Consider the following 20,951-nt stretch of genomic DNA (forward strand, 5'->3'; position numbering starts at 1 on the left):
AGATGGTCCGTGCCGCTGTCCTGCCCGCCGTCGGTGCCCCGCTGGAGGTCACCGGCATCGAGCTGCCCGAGCCGGGGCCCGGCCGGGTCCGGGTCCGGCTGGCCGCCGCCGGGGTCTGCCACTCCGATCTGTCCCTGTCCGACGGCACCATGCGGGTGCCGGTGCCCGCGGTGCTCGGACACGAGGGCGCGGGCACCGTGGTGTCGGTGGGGGACGGGGTCACCCATGTCGCTCCGGGCGACGGCGTGGTCCTCAACTGGGCCCCCTCCTGCGGGACCTGCCATGCCTGTGTGCTCGGGGAGGTGTGGCTCTGCGCCAACGCCCTGAACGGCTCCGGCGACGTCCACGCCCGCCGTGGCGACGACGGCACGGACCTGTACCCGGGCCTCAACGTGGCCGCGTTCGCGGAGGAGACGGTGGTGGCGGCGCCCTGTGTGCTGCCGGTGCCCGACGGTGTGCCGCTCGCCGACGCCGCCCTGCTGGGCTGCGCCGTGCTCACGGGGTACGGCGCCGTGCACCACGCGGCGAAGGTGCGGCCGGGGGAGACGGTGGCGGTCTTCGGTGTGGGAGGCGTGGGCCTCGCGGCGCTGCAGTCGGCGCGGATCGCGGGGGCGGAGCGGATCGTCGCGGTGGACGTGTCCCCCGCGAAGGAGGAACTGGCCCGGCACGCGGGCGCCACCGACTTCGTGCTCGCCTCCGACACCACTCACCGCGAGATCCGCGGACTCACGGACAAACAGGGTGTGGACGTGGCGGTGGAGTGCGTGGGCCGCGCGGCCACCATCCGTGCGGCCTGGGACTCCACGCGCCGCGGTGGCCGCACCACGGTCGTCGGCATCGGGGGCAAGGACCAGCAGGTCACCTTCAACGCCCTGGAGATCTTCCACTGGGGCCGCACCCTGGCGGGCTGTGTCTACGGCAACTGCGACCCGGCCGCCGACCTGCCGGTCCTGGCGGAGCACGCGCGGACCGGGCGCCTGGACCTGGGCGCGCTGGTGACCGAGCGGATCACGCTCGAGGGGATCCCGGCGGCGTTCGAGAACATGCTGGCGGGCAGGGGAGGCCGCGCGCTGGTGGTGTTCTAGGACTCGGCCGCCGTGACCTGCTCGGGCGTGCCGGCCGCGGCCGGTGCCGTCCGCCGAGGGCGCGACCGGGAGACCGCCACGCCGGCCAGGCACAACGCCCCGCCCGCGAGCGTCAGCAGCCCCGGCACCTCGCCGAGGAAGAGCCAGGACATCAGGACGACCAGCGCGGGCACGGCGTACGTCGTCGCACCCATACGGCTCGCCGTCGTACGGGCCAGGGCGTAGGCCCAGGTCGTGAAGGCGAGTGCGGTCGGGAAGACGCCCAGGTAGACCATGTTGAGCGTCGCGGAGACCGGGGCGTCGGCCGCGTCGTGCACCAGTTGCCCGGCGAACGGCAGACACATCAGCGCACCCACCAGGCACCCCCACGTGGTCACCTGCAGCGGGCTCGCCGAGCCCAGCGCGGGCTTCTGCGCGACGACACCGGCTGCGTAGGCCATGGCGGCGAGCAGGCACAGCACCACCCCGAGCACCGACGAGCCGCCGTCCCCCGACATCGACAGCCCCACGGTCACCGCACCCGCGAACGACACCAACATGCCCGCGAGCAGCCGTGGCGGCATGGCGTCGCCCAGCAGCCGTGACCCGAGCAGCGCGATCAGGATGGGCCCGACGTTGACGACCAGTGCGGCCGTACCGGCGTCCACCTGCCGTTCGCCCCAGTTGAGGACGACCATGTACACCCCGAACCACAGCACGCCGGATATCGCCGTGCCGCGCCAGGCGGAGCGCGGCGGAAGTCCCTCACGCCGTACGAGACAGATGGCCCCCAGCGCCAGAGCTCCGGCCAGCAGTCGCCCGAGCGCCAGCGCACCGGGGGTGTACGCGGCTCCGGCACTGCGGATCGAGACGAAGGCGGAGGCCCACAGCACCACGGTGACCGTGGCCGCGCCTGCGGCGAGACGGGAGGGGGAGGCGTTCATCATGCTCCAGAGGCTAAGCGGGGGCGGACGGCGGGTGCTCGCGGATTTCGGACGGGGCACTGCGGCTCAGCGCAGCGACTCGGCGTCGATGTCCAGCAGTTCGGACAGCGCCCGCTCGCCCGCGGTCGTGACCCGCACCGCCCGCTCGGAGCCGATGCGCACGCACCAGCCGGCGTCCAGGGCGTGCCGGCACAGGGCCGCGCCCGCCACGCCCGCGAGGTGGGGGCGGCGCTCGGTCCAGTCGAGGCAGGCGCGGACCAGCGGCCGCCGGCCCCGGCGGTCGAGACCGATACCGGCGGTGTCGAACCACACCAAGCCGGCGTCCGTGAGCGCGAACCCGGTGTCCTGGCGCAGCAGCCCACGGGCCGTCAGCGCATCGGTCACGGCGGTCCCCAGCCGGCCGGCGAGATGGTCGTAGCAGGTGCGGCCCCGTGCCATCGCGGAACCGGCGCTCGCCTCCCGCAGGGTACGCGGGCGCCCGGCCACGGTGTCCGGCGCGACCTGCGCGGCCAGGTCCTCCACCAGGTGGGCGAGCCGTGCGTCGGCCAGTCGCACATAGCGGTGCCGGCCCTGCCGTTCCTCCGCCAGCAGGCCGCCCGCGACGAGCTTGCCCAAGTGCTCGCTCAGCGTCGACGGGGCCACCCCCGCATGCCGCGCCAGCTCGCCGGCGGTCCAGGCCCGACCGTCGAGCAGGGCCAGCAGGCATGCGGCCCGTGTCTCGTCGGCGATCAGGGCGGCGAACCCGGCGAGGCCGCCCGCCTTCGTGTCCTTGCCACGCTCCATGTCCTCCAGCATGGGACATGGACACTTCGGCGCCCGCCGAAGGACGGCAGACCCGGTCACGCCGGACGAGTGGACCGCTCGTACTGCCGCTCCAGCCCGTCCAGCAGCGCCGTCAGACCGGTCTCGAAGGCCCGTTCGTCGATCCGCCCCTGCTGTTCGGCGAGGAGGTGGGCCTGGCCGAGGTGGGGGTAGTCGGCCGGGTCGTACGCCGCCCGGTCGTCGACGAATCCGCCGGCGAACGAGCCGAGTGCGGAGCCCATCACGAAATAGCGCATCAGGGCCCCGATGGAGGTGGCCTGCGCGGGCGGCCAGCCGGCGTCCACCATCGCGCCGTAGACGGCGTCCGCAAGGCGCAGCGCGGCCGGCCGGCGGCCCGGGCCGTGCGCGAGGACCGGCACGATGTTGGGGTGGTCGCGCAGCGCCGCCCGGTAGGAGACCGCCCAGTCGTGCAGCGCCGTCCGCCAGTCCCGGCCGTCCTCGAACATCGACAGGTCGACCTGGGCGCTGACCGAGTCCGCCACCGCCTCCAGGATCTGGTCCTTCGTGCGGAAGTGGTTGTACAGCGAGGGCCCGCTGACCCCGAGTTCCGCGGCGAGCCGTCGGGTGGAGACGGCCGCGAGGCCCTCCGAGTCCACCAGCGCCCGCGCCGTGGCGACGATGCGTTCGGAGCTGAGGAGGGGCTTGTGGGGTCGGGCCATGGCGCACATAGTAGGGCTGCGACTCGAAACTAGCAGTGCTAATTTAAATGGCTGGCATTCGATGATCTTCCGGACCTTCCCTTGGAGTGACGCGCCGTGAACCTGGAGCTCAGCGAGGAGCAGGTCGCCGTCCGGCGGCTGGCAGAGGACTTCGTGAAGCGTGAGATCGCTCCCCATGCGGTCGCCTGGGACCGGGCCGAGGAGGTCGACCGGTCGATCGTGAAGAAGCTGGGCGAGGTGGGCTTCCTCGGCCTCACCGTCGACGAGGAGTACGGCGGGTCCGGCGGCGACCATCTCGCGTACTGCCTGGTGACCGAGGAGCTGGGCCGTGGCGACTCCTCCGTGCGCGGGATCGTGTCCGTCTCGCTGGGGCTCGTCGCCAAGACGATCGCCGCGTGGGGGAGCGAGGAGCAGAAGCGGCGGTGGCTGCCGGGACTCACCTCCGGCGCGTACGTCGGCTGCTTCGGGCTCACCGAGCCGGGCACCGGTTCGGACGCGGGCAACCTCGCCACGAGAGCGGTGCGCGACGGCGGCGACTACGTGATCAACGGCAGCAAGATGTTCATCACGAACGGCACCTGGGCCGACGTCGTGCTGCTGTTCGCCCGCTCCACGGACGCCCCCGGCCACAAGGGTGTCTCCGCCTTCCTCGTGCCGACCGCGACGCCGGGGCTGACCCGCCGCACCATCCACGGCAAGCTCGGGCTGCGCGGCCAGGCCACGGCCGAGCTGGTCCTCGAGGACGTCCGGGTGCCCGCCTCCGCGATGCTGGCACCCGAGGGCAAGGGCTTCTCCGTCGCCATGTCGGCGCTCGCCAAGGGGCGCATGTCGGTCGCGGCGGGCTGCGTCGGCATAGCCAGGGCCGCCCTGGACGCCGCCGTGCGCCACTCCACCGAGCGGGAGCAGTTCGGCAGGACCATCGCCCACCATCAGCTCGTCCAGGAGCTCATCAGCGACATCGCCGTCGACGTGGACGCGGCGCGGCTGCTCACCTGGCGGGTCGCCGATCTGATCGACCGGGGTCTGCCCTTCGCCGTGGAGTCCTCCAAGGCCAAGCTCTTCGCCTCCGAGGCGGCCGTACGGGCCGCCAACAACGCCCTCCAGGTCTTCGGCGGCTACGGCTACATCGACGAGTACCCGGCGGGCAAGCTCCTGCGTGACGCCCGGGTGATGACCCTCTACGAGGGCACCAGCCAGATTCAGAAGCTGGTCATCGGGCGGGCGCTGACGGGTGTTTCGGCCTTCTGAGTACCGGTCTGAGTACGTCGGCGGATGTGACGCGTGCCACGTCCGCCGATCCTGGTCCGCATGAGTGAGACTCCGGTCAAGCAGCAGAACACGGCCGCCTTCTACGGTCAGGCCGTCGCGTCCTTCGCCGTCGCCATGGCGGCGACGGCCATCGGCATCGCCAGGCTGAACGCCGATGCCTGGGTGCGGGCCTTCCTGGGCATCGCCGTCCTGTATCTGGTCACCTCCGCCTTCACCCTGGCCAAGGTGATCCGGGACCGGCAGGAGGCCGGTCAGCTCGTCAGCCGTGTCGACCAGGCGCGGCTGGAGAAGCTGCTCGCCGAGCACGACCCCTTCGAGAAGCTCTGAGCCGCGGAGCACGGCCGCTGAGCGGGGAGACTAAGCGACCGCTCAGCTTCGGGGGTATGGTGTTCGTCCTGCCATCGGAAGGGGCGAGCGATGAGTGCGGCGGAGGAGACGGCCGGCGGCGAGGCCGAGCCGTGGGTCGAGGTGACGCCGGACGCGGCCCGGCGACTGCTGGTCGCCGCGGTCGAGGCCTTCGCCGAGCGCGGCTACCACGCCACCACGACACGTGACATCGCGGGACGCGCCGGCATGAGCCCCGCCGCGCTCTACATCCACTACAAGACCAAGGAAGAACTGCTTCACCGCATCAGCCGGATCGGGCACGAGAAGGCCCTCGAGATCCTGCGCACGGCGGCCCGGCGTGAGGGCAGCGCGGCGGAGCGGCTCGCCGACGCCGTGAGCTCCTTCGTCCGCTGGCACGCCGGGCGGCGCACCACCGCCCGGGTGGTGCAGTACGAACTCGACGCGCTCGGCCCGGAGGCCCGCGCGGAGATCGTCGCGCTGCGCCGCCAGTGCGACGCCGAGGTGCGCGGCATCATCGAAGAGGGTGTGGCCTCCGGCGAGTTCGACGTGCTCGACGTCTGGGCCACCACGCTCGCCGTGCTCTCGCTCTGCATCGACGTCGCCCGCTGGTTCAACGTCGAGGGGCCGCGCACCCCCGACGAGGTCGGCGCGCGCTACGCCGACCTCGTCCTGCGGATGGTGGGGGCCGGGGCCCGGTCCCCCCGGGCTCAGAGGTAGTAGCGCGACACCGACTCCGCCACGCACACCGGCTTGTCGCCGCCCTCGCGCTCCACGGTGAAGGCGATCGCCACCTGGATCCCGCCGGGCACGTCCTCCACACCGCTGATCGTCGCGGTGGCGCGCAGTCGCGACCCGACCGGGACGGGGGCGGGGAAGCGGACCTTGTTCGTCCCGTAGTTCACCCCCATCTTCACGCCCTCGACGCCGATCAGCTGGGGCCCGAAGAGGGGGAGCAGCGACAGGGTGAGATAGCCGTGCGCGATGGTCGTCCCGAAGGGGCCCGCGGCCGCCTTCTCGGGGTCGACATGGATCCACTGGTGGTCGCCCGTGGCGTCCGCGAACAGATCGATCCGCTTCTGGTCGACCTCCAGCCAGTCGGTGTAACCCAGTTGCTCGCCCACCGCCGCCTTCAGCTCGTCGGCGGACGTGAAGGTCCTCGGTTCTGCCATGTTCCCGGCCTCTCGCCTCACGAAGTCACTCTAAGCAACTGCTTAGCATGGTCGGCTCCCGTAGTCATGTCAACGGACCCGGCTGCGCGACCGTGGGTAGGGTCTGAGGGGTGCCCCAGATCCCCGAGAAGATCCACGAGCTGACCGTCGGCCAGCTGGCCGCGCGCAGCGGCGCCGCCGTCTCCGCCCTGCACTTCTACGAGTCCAAGGGCCTGATCAGCAGCCGCCGCACAGCGGGCAACCAGCGGCGCTATCAGCGCGACGCACTGCGCCGCGTCGCCTTCGTGCGCGCCGCCCAGCGCGTCGGCATCCCCCTGGCCACCATCCGCGACGCCCTCGCCGAACTGCCCGAGGAACGCACTCCCACCCGCGAGGACTGGGCCAGGCTCTCCCGGGCCTGGCGCTCGGAACTCGACGAGCGCATCAGCCAGCTGAGCCGGCTCCGCGACCACCTCACCGACTGCATCGGCTGCGGCTGCCTCTCCCTGGAGACGTGTGTCCTGTCCAACCCGGACGACGTCTTCGGCGAACGGCACTCCGGCTCGCGTCTGATGGTCGAACGCGGCACCGCCCGGCAGCGGCGCGGACAGGGGGAGGAGCCGGAGGCCTGCCGCTGACCGGCGGGCCTTCGGCCGGCGGGTGCAGGGCCGTACGCCACTTCTCAGGAGCGGCGCCGATACCGCCCGTACTGGGCCAGTCCCTGCGTGACCAACTCGGCGTTGGACCGCGCGGGTCGACCGTCCGGCAGGAGCAGTGTGTCCTCCAGGCCGATGCGGGTCGCGAGGCCGAGGCGGGCGGCGAGACGCAGCACCGGCCAGGCTCCGCCGTCCTCGCCGTGCAGCAGCACGGGGCGGCCGTGGGCCGGCCCGAGGCCCAGGAGGAGGGCGTGGGCGGTGTCCTCGGCGGTGTCCGGGGAGGGGTCCGTGACTTCCGCGAGCACCCGCAGCACGCTCGGACCCAGCCGGGACGCGGCGAAAAGCGCCGCGCCGTCGGTGCCGGACCACAGGCCCGCCTCCACCCCGACGCCTCGCTCGATCAGTGCCACCGCGACCTCCTCGGCGCCCGGCTCGTGCCAGTTGACCGAGGCGTGGTCGGGCAGCACCGTCCACGAGCGGATGCGCGCCACCCGCGCGTCCGGGTCGGGCTCGGTCCAAGCGCCGGTGGTCACGCCCACGGGGACGGCGACGCGTGCCCGTATCGCTTCGAGCGTCGCCGCGACCACCCTCGCCGACAACGTGTCCTGGCCGCAGGGCGTCCTGGGATGGACATGGACGTCCGAGGCCCCGGCCGCCACGGCGGCCGCCGCCGCTTCGGCCAGTGCCGCCGGCGACAAGGGGACGGCCGCGCCGTCACCCGCTGCCCGGGCTCCGTTCAGACAGACCTGCACCATGTCGTCGATGGTGCCGTATGCCGCTGACAGCGGGGGGTGCGGCATCGGCGCACCCCCGCGCCCCCACGCTCACGCGTCACGCCGACACGAGCAGTCGCGCGCGCCTGGACTCGGCCAGGGCTTCGGTCGTCAGCAGGGGCCTCGGTACGACGACACCGCAGTCCGTGCAGACCGGACCCGACGAAGGCTCGTGGGCCAGGTCGTACGTCCATACGAGTCGCGCACCGGCGCAGACCGGGCAGGCCGAGCCCGGCTCACGCTCCAGCGAGGCGATGAGCCGGCGCAGTACCTCGGCGAGTGGTTCACGGGGGTGGACCCGCGGATCGTCGCACCAGGCGACGCCGAAACCGCCCCAGGTCAGCCGGTGCCAGTCGTCCACACTGCCGGGCCTGCGCAGTCCGTCGTGCTTCTCCCTCCTGCGGCGTTCCGTGAACTCGGCCTCGTAGGCGAGCCAGACCGAGCGGGCCTCCTCCAGCTCCTCCAGTGCGGCCACGAGCCGCGCCGGGTCGGGAGAACGGTCCTCGGGGCCGAACCCGGCCCGGGAGCAGAGATGGTCCCAGGTCGCCCGATGCCCGTAGGGGGCGAACTTCTCAAGGCACTTGCGCAGTGAGTAGCGGCGTAGTGCCAGATCGCACCTCGGATCGCGAACCTGTCTCGCCAGACTCCTGAAACCGGCCATCGCCCTGCACCTCCGTCACACCTGCACCTGTACTCCGGTCACTTCGGCGTCGTTGTACGGACGTCGCCGAATAGACGTGTCGACAGGCGATTCGGCTCCATCCGATTTTTCCCGACCTCCAAAAACCACCTGACGACCAGTTGAAAAGTGACGCATGTTCACCTTCAATCGCGGGGGTACCGGCGGTAACGTCTGCCCACCCCCTCCCGCGCTCCCGGTTCCGCTCGAGCAGAGGGAGGACCCCATCGTCGGGAGGAGCTGCCATGCCACGGCGCACCCCACGCAACGTCCTCGACAGACTGAGAACTCCTCGCAGATTTCCGAAGTTCCTCAAGACCGCCGCGATATGCATTCTCGTGGGCGGTCTTTTCTCGCCGATCTCCCAGGCGGCCGCGGCCGACAGCGCGGCGGCGGCCGTCGCCGACCACTGCGGCGGTCAGTGCTCGGACATCCTCCCGCCGGGTGAGAACGGCAACGCGACGCTCGCCCAGATCCTGCTCAACCAGGCCTTCGGTATCCAGCCCAGTCACGCCGAGGACCAACTCGGCCCCTATGCGGGCCTGGCCACCGGCCGTTCCACGCTGACCGACGCGAAGATCAACTCGTTCTTCAACGACGCGTCGTTCGGCGTGCCCTCCGATCAGGTCGCCTCCAGCGAGAAGCCCGCGGGCCGCGGCGATGTGACGATCGTCCGGGACAAGAAGACGGGCGTGCCGCACATCACCGGTACCACTCGATACGGCACCGAGTTCGGTGCCGGTTATGCCGCCGCCGAGGACCGGCTGTGGCTGATGGACGTCTTCCGGCACGTCGGACGCGGACAGCTGACCTCGTTCGCGGGCGGCGCCGCCGCCAACCAGGGCCTGGAGCAGGAGTTCTGGCGCAACGCGCCCTACACCGAGGCAGACCTGCAGGCCCAGATCGACCACGCGGTGGCCTCCGCCGGCGACCGCGGCCGGCAGGCCCTCGCCGACGTGGGCGCCTACCTGGACGGGATCAACGCCTACATCGACGCCTCCGACAGCGGTCGCTACTTCCCCGGTGAGTACGTCCTGACCGGGCACAAGGACTCCATCACCAACGCCGGCACCATCGACCACTTCAAGGTCACCGACATGGTCGCGCTCGCCTCCGTCGTCGGCTCGCTCTTCGGCTCGGGAGGCGGGGGCGAGGTCAGCAACGCGATCTCCCTGCTGGCCGCCCAGTCCAAGTACGGAGTGGAGCAGGGCACCGAGGTCTGGGAGTCCTTCCGCGAGCGCAACGATCCCGAGGCCGTGCTCACCGTGCACAACGGTGAGAGCTTCCCCTACGCGTCGAAGCCCGACGACCCGCAGGGCGAGGCACTGCCCGACGCCGGTTCGGTGGCCGAGGAGCCGCTCGTCCACGACCGCACGGGCAGCGCCGCCACCTCCGGTGCCGCCCGAGCCTCGAAGACCGCGGCCGCCACCGCACTGACCTCCGCCAAACGCGGCATGTCCAACGCGCTCGTGGTCAGCGGCAAGTACACCGCGAGCGGTCACCCCGTCGCCGTGTTCGGGCCGCAGACCGGCTACTTCGCGCCCCAGCTGCTCATGCTCCAGGAGATCCAGGGCCCGGGCATCAGCGCCCGCGGCGCCTCCTTCGCGGGCCTGAGCATGTACGTCGAACTGGGCCGCGGCCAGGACTACTCGTGGAGCGCAACGACCTCGGGCCAGGACATCATCGACACCTACGCGGTCGAGCTGTGCCAGGACGACTACCACTACCTGTACCACGGCACCTGCACGGCCATGGACAAGGTCGAGCAGAAGAACGCGTGGTCACCGACCGTCGCCGACGGAACCGCGGCCGGCTCCTACACGATGCGGGTCTGGCGCACGAAGTACGGGCCGGTGCAGTACCGCGCCACGGTCGGCGGCAAGAAGGTCGCGTACACCACCCTGCGCTCGTCCTATCTGCACGAGGCCGACTCGATCATCGGCTTCCAGATGCTCAACGACCCCGACTACGTCAAGGGACCGGAGGACTTCCAGAGCGCGGCGCAGCACATCAACTTCACCTTCAACTGGTTCTACGCCGACTCCCGGCACACCGCGTACTACAACAGCGGTGACAACCCGGTGCGGGCGGCCGGCGTCGACGCCGAGTTCCCGGTGTGGGCGCAGCCGGCGTACGAGTGGCGGAACTGGGATCCGGCGACGAACACGGCCGCCTACACGCCGCCCGCCCAGCACCCCGAATCCATCGACCAGGACTACTACATCTCCTGGAACAACAAGCAGGCCAAGGACTACACGACCGCTCCCTGGGGCGACGGCTCGGTCCATCGCGGCAATCTGCTGGAGGACCGGGTGAAGAAGCTCGTCGCGGCGGGCGGCGTGACCCGGTCGTCCCTGGTCAAGGCGATGGCGGACGCCGCTCTGGCGGATCTGCGCGCCGAGGACGTGCTGCCCGATCTGCTGAAGGTCGTGAACAGTTCGACGGTGACCGACCCGACGACCGCGGCGGCGGTGGGCAAGCTGTCCGCATGGGTGTCCGCGGGCGCGAGGCGCACCGAGACCTCGGCCGGTTCGAAGAAGTACGCGGACGCCGACGCGATCCGCATCCTGGACGCCTGGTGGCCGCTGCTGGTGAAGGCCGAGTTCGAGCCGGGGCTCGGCAGCGACCTGTACACGGCCTTCACCGCCAACCTGCCGGTCGACGAGTCGCCGTCGGCCGCGCACGGCCCGACCGGATCGCACGCCGGAAGCTCCTTCCAGTACGGCTGGTGGAGTTATGTCGACAAGGACATCCGGGCGGTGCTCGGTGAGCCGGTCCAGGGCCCGTTGACGCAGAAGTACTGCGGCGGCGGCGACCTCGGGGCCTGCCGCGACGTCCTGACCGGCACGCTGAAGCAGGCCGCCGGGACGACCGCGTCACAGGTGTACCCCGGTGACGACCAGTGCTCGGCGGGTGACCAGTGGTGCGCCGACTCGATCGTCCAGCGCGCCCTCGGCGGCATCAAGCACGGCAGCATCAGCTGGCAGAACCGGCCGACGTACCAGCAAGTGGTGGAGTTCACGTCGCACCGGTAGGTGAACCAGGGCGGCGGGTCAGCTCACCCGGCCCGCCGCCAGCACCACCTGGGCCAGTTCCCGGTGGACGATGTCGCTGTGGGCGCCGGAGGGCGGGCCGCCGTGGCAGACGACGGCGGACACGTCGACGTTGACACAGCCGGAGGCCGGCAGCCTCCTCCCCAGCGCCTCGGCGAGCGTGAACCCCGGGGTACCGTCCACCGCCTGCACCCCGTCGTGCCCCATCGCCCCCCATTTCGCCCCCAGTACGCGGCCGATGCCGAACCCCTCGGCGGCCCCCGGGGCCCCGCGGGTCAGCGAGCGGTCGTCGCCGGCCATCCGCGACGCCAGCGGATACAGCGTGCCGAGCGCCGAGTCGAAGCGGGAGTGACAGCACACCAGGGGACCGTCGATGCGGTGCTGCCGCCCGCTGAGGGCGCCCTCGGTGTGCGGGGCGTCGGGCAGCCGCGCTGCGAAGGCGTAGTGGGAGAAGGCCCCTTGGAGGAGCGTCACGGATTTCACCGTGCGCACGCCCTCCGGCAGTCCGCGCAAGGCGAAGGAGACCAGCCGCCCGCCGAAGCTGTGCCCCACCAGATGCACGCGCACATCCGGCGCGGCCCGGGCCAGCCGTCCGAGCACCGGTCCGAGGCCGTGCTCCCCGACCGCGCCCGCGCGCCGTTTCATCGCGTAGTACGTGGCCTGCCGCAGCAGTTCGTGCGCCCCGTCCCACAGACCCTTCGGTGTGAACGAGAACGCCGCGGTCCCGGGAGCCTCCCCCTCGCCCGACTCCACCCGTTCCAGCGCCCGCGCGAAGTCCCGGCACACCTGCGCCGTGTCCAGGGTCAGCATCCCCGGCTCGGCATCGGACGCCTGCGCCACCAGCAGGTCCGCCGCGCACGACGCCTGAGGGCCCTGCGACCGCACCTCCACGAGCAGCCGTACCAGTCGCCCGAACTCCTCGAGCGCGGGGCCGTCGTCCGGGTGCTGCTCCAGCAGCCGCGCGAGCTGCTCCACCACGGTCGCGCGGCCGGGGAACACCTCCAGCAGGGCGCGCCTGCTGTTCTTGTCCAATCGGGGCCGCGGGGGAACCGGCACGGCGGCGGCCGCCGACGGCGGGAAGTCCGGGACCGGTTCGTCCGCGAACATCATCGACGGCCAGATCACGCCCACGTATCCGAGGCGTGCCTTCGGCGCGAGCGAGGGCACCGGCGCGAAGAAGCGGCCGTAGAGCCGCGTGGCGCCGGTGCGCTCGTTGTTCCAGCCGTGCGCGAAGACCAGCAGGTCCCGCACGTCGCCCCGGGACACGTCCGCGAGCAGCCGGTTCTGCTCCGGCTCGTCCCCGTCACCGTCCGCGTCGAAGGTCAGCTCCCAGTAGGGGCTCACGCCGATCACCGGTGCCGCCATGAAGGGCCCCCTCCCCGAGGTCGAGTGCGCTGTGGGCGCATCGTCCTGCCGGCGGGGGAGGTTGGCCAGAGGCCGCGCCTCAGCGGTACACGAGATACCCCTTGCGGACCCGCCGGAACGCGGCCAGCTCGTCCTGCCAGGCGGCCACCACCTCGTCGGCCGTCGCTCCCGCGTCGATCATCGTGCGCACCCGGGTGGATCCGGTCAGCGTGTCGATCCAGTTGTCGGGCCGCCAGGCGAAGCCGCTCCACACCTTCTTCGCGGTCACGAGCAGTGCGACGCCGGTGCGGACGGGGTCGTACGCGGTCCGGTCGTGGACATGGATCTGCAGCCCTCCCACGGTCTTCCCCTGGAACTTGGAGAAGGTGGGGGCGAAGTACGCCTCCCGGAAGTGCACACCGGGCAGATCCAGTCGCTCCGCCTCGGCCGCCCACTGCCCGTCGATCCCCTCGGCGCCGAGGAGTTCGAAGGGACGGGTGCTGCCGCGCCCCTCGGACAGGTTCGTGCCCTCGAAGAGGCAGGTCCCCGAGTAGACCAGCGCGGTGTCGGGGGTCGGCATGTTCGGGCTGGGCGGCACCCAGGGCAGGCCGGAGGCGTCGAAGAAGTCCGACCGCTTCCAGCCCGTCATCAGGACGGTCTCCAGTGCGACCGGGGTGGCGAGGAACTCCCCGTTGAACAGCCGCGCCAGCTCCGCCACCGTCATGCCGTGCGCCTGGGAGATCGGCTGCCGTCCCACGAACGTGGCGAACTCCTTGTGCAGGACCGGTCCCTGGGCGGACCGCCCGGTCACCGGGTTCGGCCGGTCCAGGACCACGAACCGCTTGCCCGCGAGCTGCGCCGCCTCCATGCAGTCGTACAGCGTCCAGATGTAGGTGTAGAAGCGGGCACCCGCGTCCTGGATGTCGAAGACGATCGTGTCCACGCCGGACGCGGTGAAGATGTCCGCCAGCGCCTTGCCGCTCTTGAGGTACGTGTCGTAGACGGGCAGTCCGGTCGCCGGGTCGTCGTAACGCCCCTCCGAGCCACCCGCCTGCGCGGTGCCGCGGAAACCGTGTTCGGGTCCGAAGACCGCCACCAGGTTCACCCGGGGGTCGGCGTGCATCACGTCGACGATGTGACGCACGTCTCTGGTCACCCCGGTGGGGTTGGTGACGATTCCGACCCGCCGGCCGTCCAGCAACGCGTAGCCGTCCGCCTCGAGGCGTTCGAAGCCGGTACGGGTCCGCCGCCCGCCCCCGGTGGCGGTCGCGGCGGACGCGGCGGGCGCGGGGAGCGCCACGGCCGCCGCGGTCGCGGCCAGCAGCCCTCGTCTGGACAGCCTCATGCGGTGACCTCCGTGATCGACGGAATTCCCATGGTCACACAAGCTAATGCGCCATCCGGGGCCGCGGAAGGAAACGGACCGGCCGGATCCGTGACCCGGGGCATAGCCTGCGCCTCTTCCCGCATTACATACCGACTGGTTAGTCTGGCGTTCGCAGAGCCGATTCGCGTCGTGTCGAAGGAGACCGATGGTGGAAGCCGTGCAGGATGCGGGAGTGGTCGTCACCGGAGCGGGAGGTGGCATCGGGGCGGCGCTGGCCCGCCGGTTCGCCGCCGAGGGTGCCCGCGTCGTCGTCAACGACCTGGACGCCGACCGGGCGAAGGCCGTCGCCGACGAGATCGGCGGCACCGCGGTCCCCGGCGACGCATCCGCGATCGTGGCCGCGGCACGGGACGCCCTCGGCGGCACGGTGGACGTCTACTGCGCCAACGCGGGCGCCGGCTCCGGCGGCACCGAGGCCGCCGACGAGGAGGTGTGGGCGCAGGCCTGGGACCTCAACGTCATGGCCCATGTCCGTGCCGCCCGCGCCCTGCTGCCCGACTGGCTGGAGCGGGGCGAGGGCCGGTTCGTCTCCACCGTCTCGGCCGCCGGACTGCTCACCATGATCGGCGCCGCGCCGTACAGCGTCACCAAGCACGGGGCGTACGCTTTCGCCGAGTGGCTCTCGCTGACCTACCGGCACCGCGGCGTCAAGGTCCACGCGATCTGTCCCCAGGGTGTCCGCACCGACATGCTGACCGCCTCAGGCAGCGCCGGTGAGCTGGTGCTCACCCCGACCGCGATCGACCCCGAGGACGTCGCCGACGCACTCTTCGAGGGCATCGAGAACAACCGGTTCCTGATCCTCCCGCACCCCGAGGTGGCCGGGTACTACCGGGCGCGCGCCGCCGAGCCGGACCGTTGGCTGGCGGGTATGAACCACATCCAGCAGAAGTGGGAGGCCGCCCGATGAGCACGTCCCGATACGCCGCCAAGCCCTGGCTCGACCTGCTCGACGAGGCCCAGCGAGCGCCTGTCCGCCCCGCCGACTCCCTGCTGCACGCGCTGCGCGGTGCCCCCGCCGACCGCACCGCCCTGTCCTACTTCGACGGGCGCATCACCTACGCCGAACTGGAAGCGCTCTCCGACTCCGTCGCCGGGCACCTCGCCGCCCGGGGCCTGGAGCGCGGCGACCGGGTCGCGATCCTGCTGCAGAACTCCCCGCACTTCGTGCTCGCCCTGCTCGGCGCCTGGAAGGCGGGCGCGATCGTCGTGCCCGTCAACCCGATGTACAAGTCGGGCGAGGTCACCCACGTCCTGAGGGACTCGGAGGCGGTCGCCCTGGTGTGCTCCGACCGCGCCTGGGAGTCGTATCTGCGCGAGACGGCCGTCGGCTCGTCCGTCCGGATCGTGCTCACCGCCTGCGAGCTGGATCTGCAGACCCGCTGCGACGCGCGTGTGCTGACCTTCGAACGGCTGGAGCCGGCCGCCGACGCCGACGACCTGGTCACCGTCGCCGGGCAGGGCGCGAAGGCCCCCGAAGGCCGCGCCCCGGGCCCGTCGGACATCGCGCTGATCAGCTACACCTCGGGCACCAGCGGCACCCCCAAGGGCGCCACCAACACGCACGGCAACATCATGTACAACGCCGAGCGGCAGCGGACGGGCCTGGGGCTGCCCGAGGCGCCGGTCTACTTCGCGCTGGCACCCCTGTTCCACATCACGGGCATGGTCTGCGAACTGGTCGCCTGTCTCACCAGCGGGGGCACGCTCGTCCTCGCCTACCGCTTCGAGCCGGGCGTCGTCCTGGACGCGTTCGCCGAGCACCGGCCCCACTACACCGTCGGTCCGTCGACCGCCTTCATGGCTCTGACCGCGCACCCGGCCGTGACGCCGGACCACTTCTCCTCGTTCCAGGTCATCTCCTCGGGCGGGGCCCCGCTGCCGCCGGCCCTGGTGGAGAAGTTCCGCGCCGGCTTCGGGCCGTACATCCGCAACGGCTACGGCCTCACCGAGTGCACCGCCCCCTGCGCCTCCGTGCCGCCCGGCCGGGAGGCACCCGTGGACCCGGTCTCCGGGACGCTCGCCGTGGGCGTGCCCGGTCCCGACACGGTCGTGCGCATCCTCGACGACCGGGGAGAGGAGTTGCCGTTCGGCGAGCAGGGCGAGATCGTCGTACGAGGGCCGCAGGTCGTGCCCGGCTACTGGCGACGCGGCGAGGCCACCGCCGAGACGTTCCCGGAGGGCGAGCTGCGCACCGGCGACATCGGATTCATGGACGAGCAGGGCTGGCTGTACGTCGTCGACCGCAAGAAGGACATGATCAACGCCTCCGGGTTCAAGGTGTGGCCGCGCGAGGTCGAGGACGTCCTGTACACGCATCCGGCGGTGCGCGAGGCGGCCGTCGTCGGGGTGCCGGACGGGTACCGCGGGGAGACCGTCAAGGCCTACATCAGCCTCAGGCCGGGCTCCGAGGCGGACCCGGATGCGCTCGCGGCCTACTGCAAGGAGAGACTGGCCGCTTACAAATATCCGCGTCAGGTGGAGATCCTGCCCGAGCTGCCGAAGACGGCGAGTGGGAAGATCCTCCGTCGGGAACTGCGTTCCCGCTAGCGAACGAGCCGGCGGACATCACGGAAAGGCAGGTGGCCGCAGTGCCCAGAACGACGGACGGGGACGGCACACCCGTCCCGCAGCGGCTCCTGGCCGCCGCCACCCGGCTTTTCGCCGGCCAGGGGTACGACCGCACGTCCGTGCAGGAGATCGTCGAGGCGGCCGGTGTCACCAAGGGGGCGCTGTACCACTACTTCGGGTCCAAGGACGATCTGCTGCACGAGGTGTACGCACGCGTGCTGCGCGTCCAGCAGGAGCGCCTGGACGCCTTCGCGGACGCCGACGAGCCGGTCGAGAAGCGCCTTCGGGACGCCGCCGCCGACGTCGTCGTCACCACGATCGAGAACCTCGACGACGCGATGATCTTCTTCCGGTCCATGCACCATCTGAGCCCGGAGAAGAACAAGCAGGTGCGCGCCGAGCGGCGGCGCTACCACGAGCGCTTCCGTGCGCTGATCGAGGAGGGCCAGAAGGAGGGCGTGTTCTCCGACGCGACGCCCGCCGACCTGGTCGTCGACTACCACTTCGGCTCGGTGCACCACCTGTCGACGTGGTACCGGCCGAACGGCCCGCTCAGCCCCCAGCAGGTCGCCGACCATCTGGCGGACCTGCTGCTGCGGGCGCTGCGGCCGTAGCCGACGGCGCACATGGCTGGGGGCGGACGCCGCGGCGTCCGCCCCCAGCCATGCCTCACAGGTACTTCTTCAGCTCCCGGCGCGCCAGCGACCGCTGATGCACCTCGTCCGGGCCGTCCGCGATCATCAGGGTGCGTGCGCCCGCGTACAGCTCGGCCAGCGGGAAGTCCTGGCTCACACCGCCCGCGCCGTGCAGCTGTATCGCTTTGTCGATGATACCGACGACGGTGCGCGGGGTGGCGATCTTGATGGCCTGGATCTCGGTGTGGGCGCCCCTGTTGCCGACCGTGTCCATCATCCAGGCCGTCTTCAGGACGAGCAGCCGCATCTGCTCGACGGCCACGCGCGCGTCCGCGATCCAGTTGTGCACCACGCCCTGCTGGGCCAGCGCCTTGCCGAACGCCGCGCGGGAGACGGCGCGCCTGCACATCAGCTCGATCGCCCGCTCGGCCATGCCGATCAGCCGCATGCAGTGGTGGATACGGCCCGGACCGAGGCGGGCCTGGGCGATGGCGAAGCCGCCGCCCTCCTCGCCGATCAGGTTCGAGGCCGGCACACGCGCGTGGTCGAAGACCACTTCGGCGTGCCCGCCGTGGTAGTGGTCCTCGTAGCCGAAGACCTGCATCGCCCGCTTGACCGTGACGCCCGGGGTGTCGCGCGGGACCAGCACCATGGACTGCTGACGGCGGATGTCGGGTCCGTCAGGGTTCGTCTTGCCCATCACGATGAAGATCCTGCAGTCCGGGTTCATCGCCCCGGAGATGTACCACTTGCGGCCCGTGATGACGTACTCGTTGCCGTCCCGCTCGATGTGCGTGGTGATGTTCGTGGCGTCCGAGGAGGCCACCTCGGGCTCGGTCATCGCGAACGCCGAGCGGATCTCACCGGCGAGGAGGGGCTCGAGCCACTGCTTCTTCTGCCGCTCGTCGGCGAACTGCGCGAGCACCTCCATGTTGCCCGTGTCGGGCGCCGCGCAGTTCAGCGCGGTGGGCGCCAGCTGCGGGGAGCGGCCGGTGATCTCGGCGAGCGGGGCGTACTGGAGGTTGGTGAGCCCGGCGCCGTACTCGGAGTCGGGCAGGAACAGGTTCCACAGCCCCCGCCTGCGGGCCTCCGCCTTGAGCTCCTCCACGATCGCGGGGGTGTCCCACGGCGAGGCCAGCCGCTCGCGCTGCTCGTGGGCGACGGCCTCCGCCGGGTAGACGTACTCGTCCATGAAGGCGAGCAGCCTGGCCCGCAGCTCCTCGGTGCGGGCGTCGAATGCGAAGTCCATGGCGGATCAGCCTTCCTGAAGAGTGGTCAGGCCGTGCTCGATGAAGACGGGCACCAGTCCGCCGATGCGGTCGAAGCCCGGCCCGACCGTCTGGCCGAGGGTGTAGCGGTAGTGGATGCCCTCGAGGATCACCGCGAGCTTGAACCAGGCGAACGCCGTGTACCAGGAGACGGCGGCGAGGTCCCGCCCCGAGAGCCGGGCGTACCGCTCGATCAGCTCCGCCGGCTCGGGATGACCGGCGGCCTCGGCGGTGGTGGAGACGGGGGAGTGGGGTGTGCCGAGGGGCACGCTGTACATCACCAGCAGGCCCACGTCGGTCAGCGGGTCGCCGAGCGTCGACATCTCCCAGTCCAGGACGGCGGTGATCCGGTCGTCGTCGCCGAGCAGCACGTTGTCCAGCCGGTAGTCGCCGTGGATCACCGTGGCCGCGGGGGAGACGGGCAGTTCACGGCCGAGTGCCGCGTGCAGCTCGTCGATGCCGGGCAGCTCGCGGTTGCGGGAGGCGTCCAGCTGCTTCCCCCAGCGCCGCAGCTGACGGTCCAGGAACCCTTCCGGGCGGCCGAAGTCCGCGAGGCCCACCCCGGCCGGGTCCACGGCGTGCAGCTCGACCAGTGTGTCCACCAGACCCAGGACCGCCTCCCGGGTGCGCTGCGGGCCGAGCGGCACCAGTTGCCCCGCGGTGCGGTACGGGGTGCCCTCGACGAAGTCCATCACGTAGAAGGGGGCGCCCAGTACCGACTCGTCCTCGCACAGCAGGACGGTGCGGGGCACCGGCACGGCGGTCGGGTGCAGCGCGCTGATCACCCGGTGCTCGCGCTTCATGTCGTGCGCCGTGGCCAGGACGTGCCCGAGCGGGGGGCGCCGTACGACCCACCGGGAGGTACCGTCCGAGACGGCATAGGTGAGGTTCGACCGCCCGCCCTCGATCAGCCGCCCCGTCAGCGGGCCGGTGACCAGGCCGGGCCGCTCGGCGTCGAGCAGGCCGCTCAGCCGGTCGAGATCGAGACCCGGCGGGTGGTCTGGACTCATCGTTGCTCCTCCAGTGCGCGGCAAACAGGACCTGAATCATGATGCCGACCGGTCGGTATGTCGTCCAGTGCGCGGAGCGAACGTGATCGGCGCCACGGTGTCATGGTGGCGCCGGAGGGTTCCCGCTGTCACGGCCGCCCGCCGCGGCCGGTATACGACGGGGCGGGGTCAGTGGTCGTCCCAGTGCCCCTCGTGCCCGGCGTGCCGGTGGCCGTCGTGCAGGTAGTCGACGTGGTCGCCGTGCTGGACCGCGCGATGGCCGCAGCCCTCGCCGTGCCGGTGCTCGTGGTCGCCGGCGTGGGTGACATGCCCGCCCGGCTCGCACTCGTCCCAGTGGCCGCCGTGCTCGCGGTGCAGATGGCCGTCGTGTGCGTAGTCGACGTGGTCACCGTGCGGCACGGCCTCGTGGCCGCAGGCCGGGCCGTGGCCGTGGTCGTGTCCGGAGTGTTCCCGGTGGAGGGTGCTCATGGTGCTCGCCTTCGCAGGGAGGGTGTTGTGCAGTGACGGCTCAGGCTAACCGGACAAAGCGGTGCAATTCCGGGACATTCGCGATGTTTGTGTCATGGTGCCCCGAGCGCGTCAGAACAGCAGTGCCAGCGCGCACACCGCGAGGGCGATCGTGCAGAGGGTCGCGCCGGCGGCGTGGCGCGCCGTGAGACGCGGCGGCCGCCCCGGGGCCGCCGTCGCCAGGGTGTGAATGCGCAGGTGGGCAAGGGCCAGGAAGCCCAGCCAGAGCAGACTGCTGACGGCGACGGCGGCGAGGCCGGCCCCTTTCCCGGTGTGCAGCGCCGCCTTCGCGGCGAGTACGGCGGCCACGGTGCCCGACAGGGTGGTGCGCCGCCAGGCGAGCCGGGTCCGCTCCGGCTGGAGGCCCGGGTCGCGGTCCCCGGCCGGGGTGCTCATCCTTCCCAGCCGACGAGGACGACCACGACCATCACCACGGCGACCACGGCGATCACGATGCTCAGCAGGGCCGGGAAACGGGACGTGGGAAGGTCCTCGCCGCGCCGCATCGCCCGCTCGCAGCGCACCCAGTGGTTGATGGCGCGCAGGGAGCACAGGACCCCCGCGGCCAGCAGCGCGAGGGCGAGCCCGACGCGCCAGGCCCAGCGCAGATCCGGCAGGAACTGGTCCACGGCGAAGCCCCCGCCGATGAGCGCCAGGGCGGTGCGCAGCCAGGCGAGAAAGGTGCGCTCGTTGGCCAGCGAGAATCGATAGTCGGGCGTACGGCCTTCCTCCCGGACCTCCTGAGGCGCGAACCACAGCCGGACGTTCCGTACGAATTCGCTCACGTGGAGGACCCTACCGGGCTGTGCGCGGA

At 71.6% G+C, this 20,951-nt stretch carries 22 protein-coding genes; 9 read left to right on the top strand and 13 right to left on the bottom strand.

The features are described from left to right. Nucleotides 1–2 precede the first annotated feature (2 nt). Nucleotides 3–1,085 (top strand): Zn-dependent alcohol dehydrogenase, encoded by a 1,083-nt coding sequence (locus tag ACSHXN_RS31785; RefSeq protein ID WP_356110651.1) that lies wholly within the window; start codon nt 3–5, stop codon nt 1,083–1,085. On the opposite strand, the gene ACSHXN_RS31790 is transcribed toward ACSHXN_RS31785, so the two are convergent. The 3 genes from ACSHXN_RS31790 to ACSHXN_RS31800 all read right to left on the bottom strand — a co-directional run bounded on the left by ACSHXN_RS31790 (nt 1,082) and on the right by ACSHXN_RS31800 (nt 3,498). Further along, on the bottom strand, nt 1,082–2,008 hold the full coding sequence (locus tag ACSHXN_RS31790) for a DMT family transporter (RefSeq protein ID WP_355132635.1): 927 nt from the start codon (nt 2,006–2,008) through the stop codon (nt 1,082–1,084). The genes ACSHXN_RS31785 and ACSHXN_RS31790 overlap by 4 nt on opposite strands. A gap of 66 nt (nt 2,009–2,074) precedes the next feature. Continuing rightward, nucleotides 2,075–2,791, bottom strand: coding sequence for an ArsR/SmtB family transcription factor (locus tag ACSHXN_RS31795; RefSeq protein ID WP_438304580.1), 717 nt, complete (start codon nt 2,789–2,791; stop codon nt 2,075–2,077). Between the two features lie 56 nt (nt 2,792–2,847). Next, nucleotides 2,848–3,498, bottom strand: coding sequence for a TetR/AcrR family transcriptional regulator (locus ACSHXN_RS31800; protein WP_355132542.1), 651 nt, complete (start codon nt 3,496–3,498; stop codon nt 2,848–2,850). 87 nt (nt 3,499–3,585) lie between these two features. Between ACSHXN_RS31800 and ACSHXN_RS31805 the strand changes: the two genes are divergently transcribed. From ACSHXN_RS31805 to ACSHXN_RS31815, 3 genes are all read left to right on the top strand, one after another. Further along, nucleotides 3,586–4,737, top strand: a complete 1,152-nt coding sequence (locus tag ACSHXN_RS31805) for an acyl-CoA dehydrogenase family protein (protein ID WP_355132543.1) — start codon at nt 3,586–3,588, stop codon at nt 4,735–4,737. Nucleotides 4,738–4,797: 60 nt separating this feature from the next. Further along, nucleotides 4,798–5,085, top strand: coding sequence for a YiaA/YiaB family inner membrane protein (locus ACSHXN_RS31810; RefSeq protein WP_331267868.1), 288 nt, complete (start codon nt 4,798–4,800; stop codon nt 5,083–5,085). A gap of 90 nt (nt 5,086–5,175) precedes the next feature. Further along, complete coding sequence (locus ACSHXN_RS31815; RefSeq protein WP_355132544.1) at nt 5,176–5,823, top strand: TetR/AcrR family transcriptional regulator; 648 nt, start codon at nt 5,176–5,178, stop codon at nt 5,821–5,823. Here ACSHXN_RS31815 and ACSHXN_RS31820 read toward each other — a convergent pair. After that, the gene (locus ACSHXN_RS31820) at nt 5,814–6,275 is read right to left on the bottom strand and encodes a MaoC family dehydratase (RefSeq protein ID WP_355132545.1); all 462 of its coding nucleotides are present in this window, start codon (nt 6,273–6,275) and stop codon (nt 5,814–5,816) included. The two genes, ACSHXN_RS31815 and ACSHXN_RS31820, sit on opposite strands and share 10 nt — an antisense overlap. Before the next feature lie 110 nt (nt 6,276–6,385). Here ACSHXN_RS31820 and soxR point away from each other — a divergent pair, with 110 nt between their 5' ends. Then, nucleotides 6,386–6,892: a redox-sensitive transcriptional activator SoxR gene (gene soxR, locus ACSHXN_RS31825; protein ID WP_355132546.1), complete on the top strand. Its 507-nt coding sequence runs from the start codon at nt 6,386–6,388 to the stop codon at nt 6,890–6,892. Nucleotides 6,893–6,936: 44 nt separating this feature from the next. Here soxR and ACSHXN_RS31830 read toward each other — a convergent pair whose 3' ends face one another. Together ACSHXN_RS31830 and ACSHXN_RS31835 are read right to left on the bottom strand one after the other, a co-directional pair. After that, nucleotides 6,937–7,665 (bottom strand): 3-keto-5-aminohexanoate cleavage protein, encoded by a 729-nt coding sequence (locus ACSHXN_RS31830; protein ID WP_356291212.1) that lies wholly within the window; start codon nt 7,663–7,665, stop codon nt 6,937–6,939. Between the two features lie 76 nt (nt 7,666–7,741). Continuing rightward, entirely contained in the window at nt 7,742–8,344 is a 603-nt protein-coding gene (locus tag ACSHXN_RS31835; RefSeq protein WP_438304584.1) for a hypothetical protein, read from the bottom strand. A 263-nt stretch (nt 8,345–8,607) separates the two neighbouring features. On the opposite strand from ACSHXN_RS31835, the gene ACSHXN_RS31840 reads away from it, so the two are divergent. Further along, complete coding sequence (locus tag ACSHXN_RS31840) at nt 8,608–11,397, top strand: penicillin acylase family protein (protein ID WP_355132548.1); 2,790 nt, start codon at nt 8,608–8,610, stop codon at nt 11,395–11,397. Between the two features lie 18 nt (nt 11,398–11,415). Here the strand turns inward: ACSHXN_RS31840 and ACSHXN_RS31845 are convergent, their stop codons facing one another. After that, the gene (locus ACSHXN_RS31845) at nt 11,416–12,780 is read right to left on the bottom strand and encodes a serine-threonine protein kinase (protein ID WP_438304587.1); all 1,365 of its coding nucleotides are present in this window, start codon (nt 12,778–12,780) and stop codon (nt 11,416–11,418) included. A 79-nt stretch (nt 12,781–12,859) separates the two neighbouring features. Then, nucleotides 12,860–14,104 carry an exo-beta-N-acetylmuramidase NamZ family protein gene (locus ACSHXN_RS31850; protein WP_438304589.1) on the bottom strand — a complete coding sequence of 415 codons (1,245 nt, stop codon included), beginning with the start codon at nt 14,102–14,104 and terminating at the stop codon, nt 12,860–12,862. Nucleotides 14,105–14,291: 187 nt separating this feature from the next. Here ACSHXN_RS31850 and ACSHXN_RS31855 point away from each other — a divergent pair, with 187 nt between their 5' ends. Genes ACSHXN_RS31855 through ACSHXN_RS31865 form a run of 3 tightly spaced genes read left to right on the top strand, consistent with a single transcriptional unit; the run spans nt 14,292 to nt 17,331 of the window. Continuing rightward, the gene (locus ACSHXN_RS31855) at nt 14,292–15,056 is read left to right on the top strand and encodes an SDR family oxidoreductase (protein ID WP_355132551.1); all 765 of its coding nucleotides are present in this window, start codon (nt 14,292–14,294) and stop codon (nt 15,054–15,056) included. Beyond that, on the top strand, nt 15,053–16,696 hold the full coding sequence (locus ACSHXN_RS31860) for a class I adenylate-forming enzyme family protein (protein WP_438304592.1): 1,644 nt from the start codon (nt 15,053–15,055) through the stop codon (nt 16,694–16,696). The genes ACSHXN_RS31855 and ACSHXN_RS31860 overlap by 4 nt, the downstream gene beginning before the upstream one ends. A 41-nt stretch (nt 16,697–16,737) precedes the next feature. Further along, nucleotides 16,738–17,331, top strand: a complete 594-nt coding sequence (locus ACSHXN_RS31865) for a TetR/AcrR family transcriptional regulator (RefSeq protein WP_220294685.1) — start codon at nt 16,738–16,740, stop codon at nt 17,329–17,331. Nucleotides 17,332–17,386: 55 nt separating this feature from the next. On the opposite strand, the gene ACSHXN_RS31870 is transcribed toward ACSHXN_RS31865, so the two are convergent. The 5 genes from ACSHXN_RS31870 to ACSHXN_RS31890 all read right to left on the bottom strand — a co-directional run bounded on the left by ACSHXN_RS31870 (nt 17,387) and on the right by ACSHXN_RS31890 (nt 20,922). Continuing rightward, the gene (locus tag ACSHXN_RS31870) at nt 17,387–18,601 is read right to left on the bottom strand and encodes an acyl-CoA dehydrogenase family protein (protein WP_438304596.1); all 1,215 of its coding nucleotides are present in this window, start codon (nt 18,599–18,601) and stop codon (nt 17,387–17,389) included. A 6-nt stretch (nt 18,602–18,607) separates the two neighbouring features. Then, on the bottom strand, nt 18,608–19,630 hold the full coding sequence (locus ACSHXN_RS31875) for a phosphotransferase family protein (RefSeq protein WP_355801124.1): 1,023 nt from the start codon (nt 19,628–19,630) through the stop codon (nt 18,608–18,610). Between the two features lie 168 nt (nt 19,631–19,798). Next, nucleotides 19,799–20,098 carry a hypothetical protein gene (locus ACSHXN_RS31880; RefSeq protein WP_355132555.1) on the bottom strand — a complete coding sequence of 100 codons (300 nt, stop codon included), beginning with the start codon at nt 20,096–20,098 and terminating at the stop codon, nt 19,799–19,801. Between the two features lie 111 nt (nt 20,099–20,209). Beyond that, nucleotides 20,210–20,533 carry a DUF202 domain-containing protein gene (locus ACSHXN_RS31885; RefSeq protein WP_356110636.1) on the bottom strand — a complete coding sequence of 108 codons (324 nt, stop codon included), beginning with the start codon at nt 20,531–20,533 and terminating at the stop codon, nt 20,210–20,212. Further along, nucleotides 20,530–20,922, bottom strand: coding sequence for a YidH family protein (locus ACSHXN_RS31890; RefSeq protein ID WP_355132557.1), 393 nt, complete (start codon nt 20,920–20,922; stop codon nt 20,530–20,532). The genes ACSHXN_RS31885 and ACSHXN_RS31890 overlap by 4 nt, the downstream gene beginning before the upstream one ends. Between the last annotated feature and the right edge of the window lie 29 nt (nt 20,923–20,951).

The organism is Streptomyces sp. HUAS TT11 (assembly GCF_051553595.1).
Classification (GTDB): domain Bacteria; phylum Actinomycetota; class Actinomycetes; order Streptomycetales; family Streptomycetaceae; genus Streptomyces.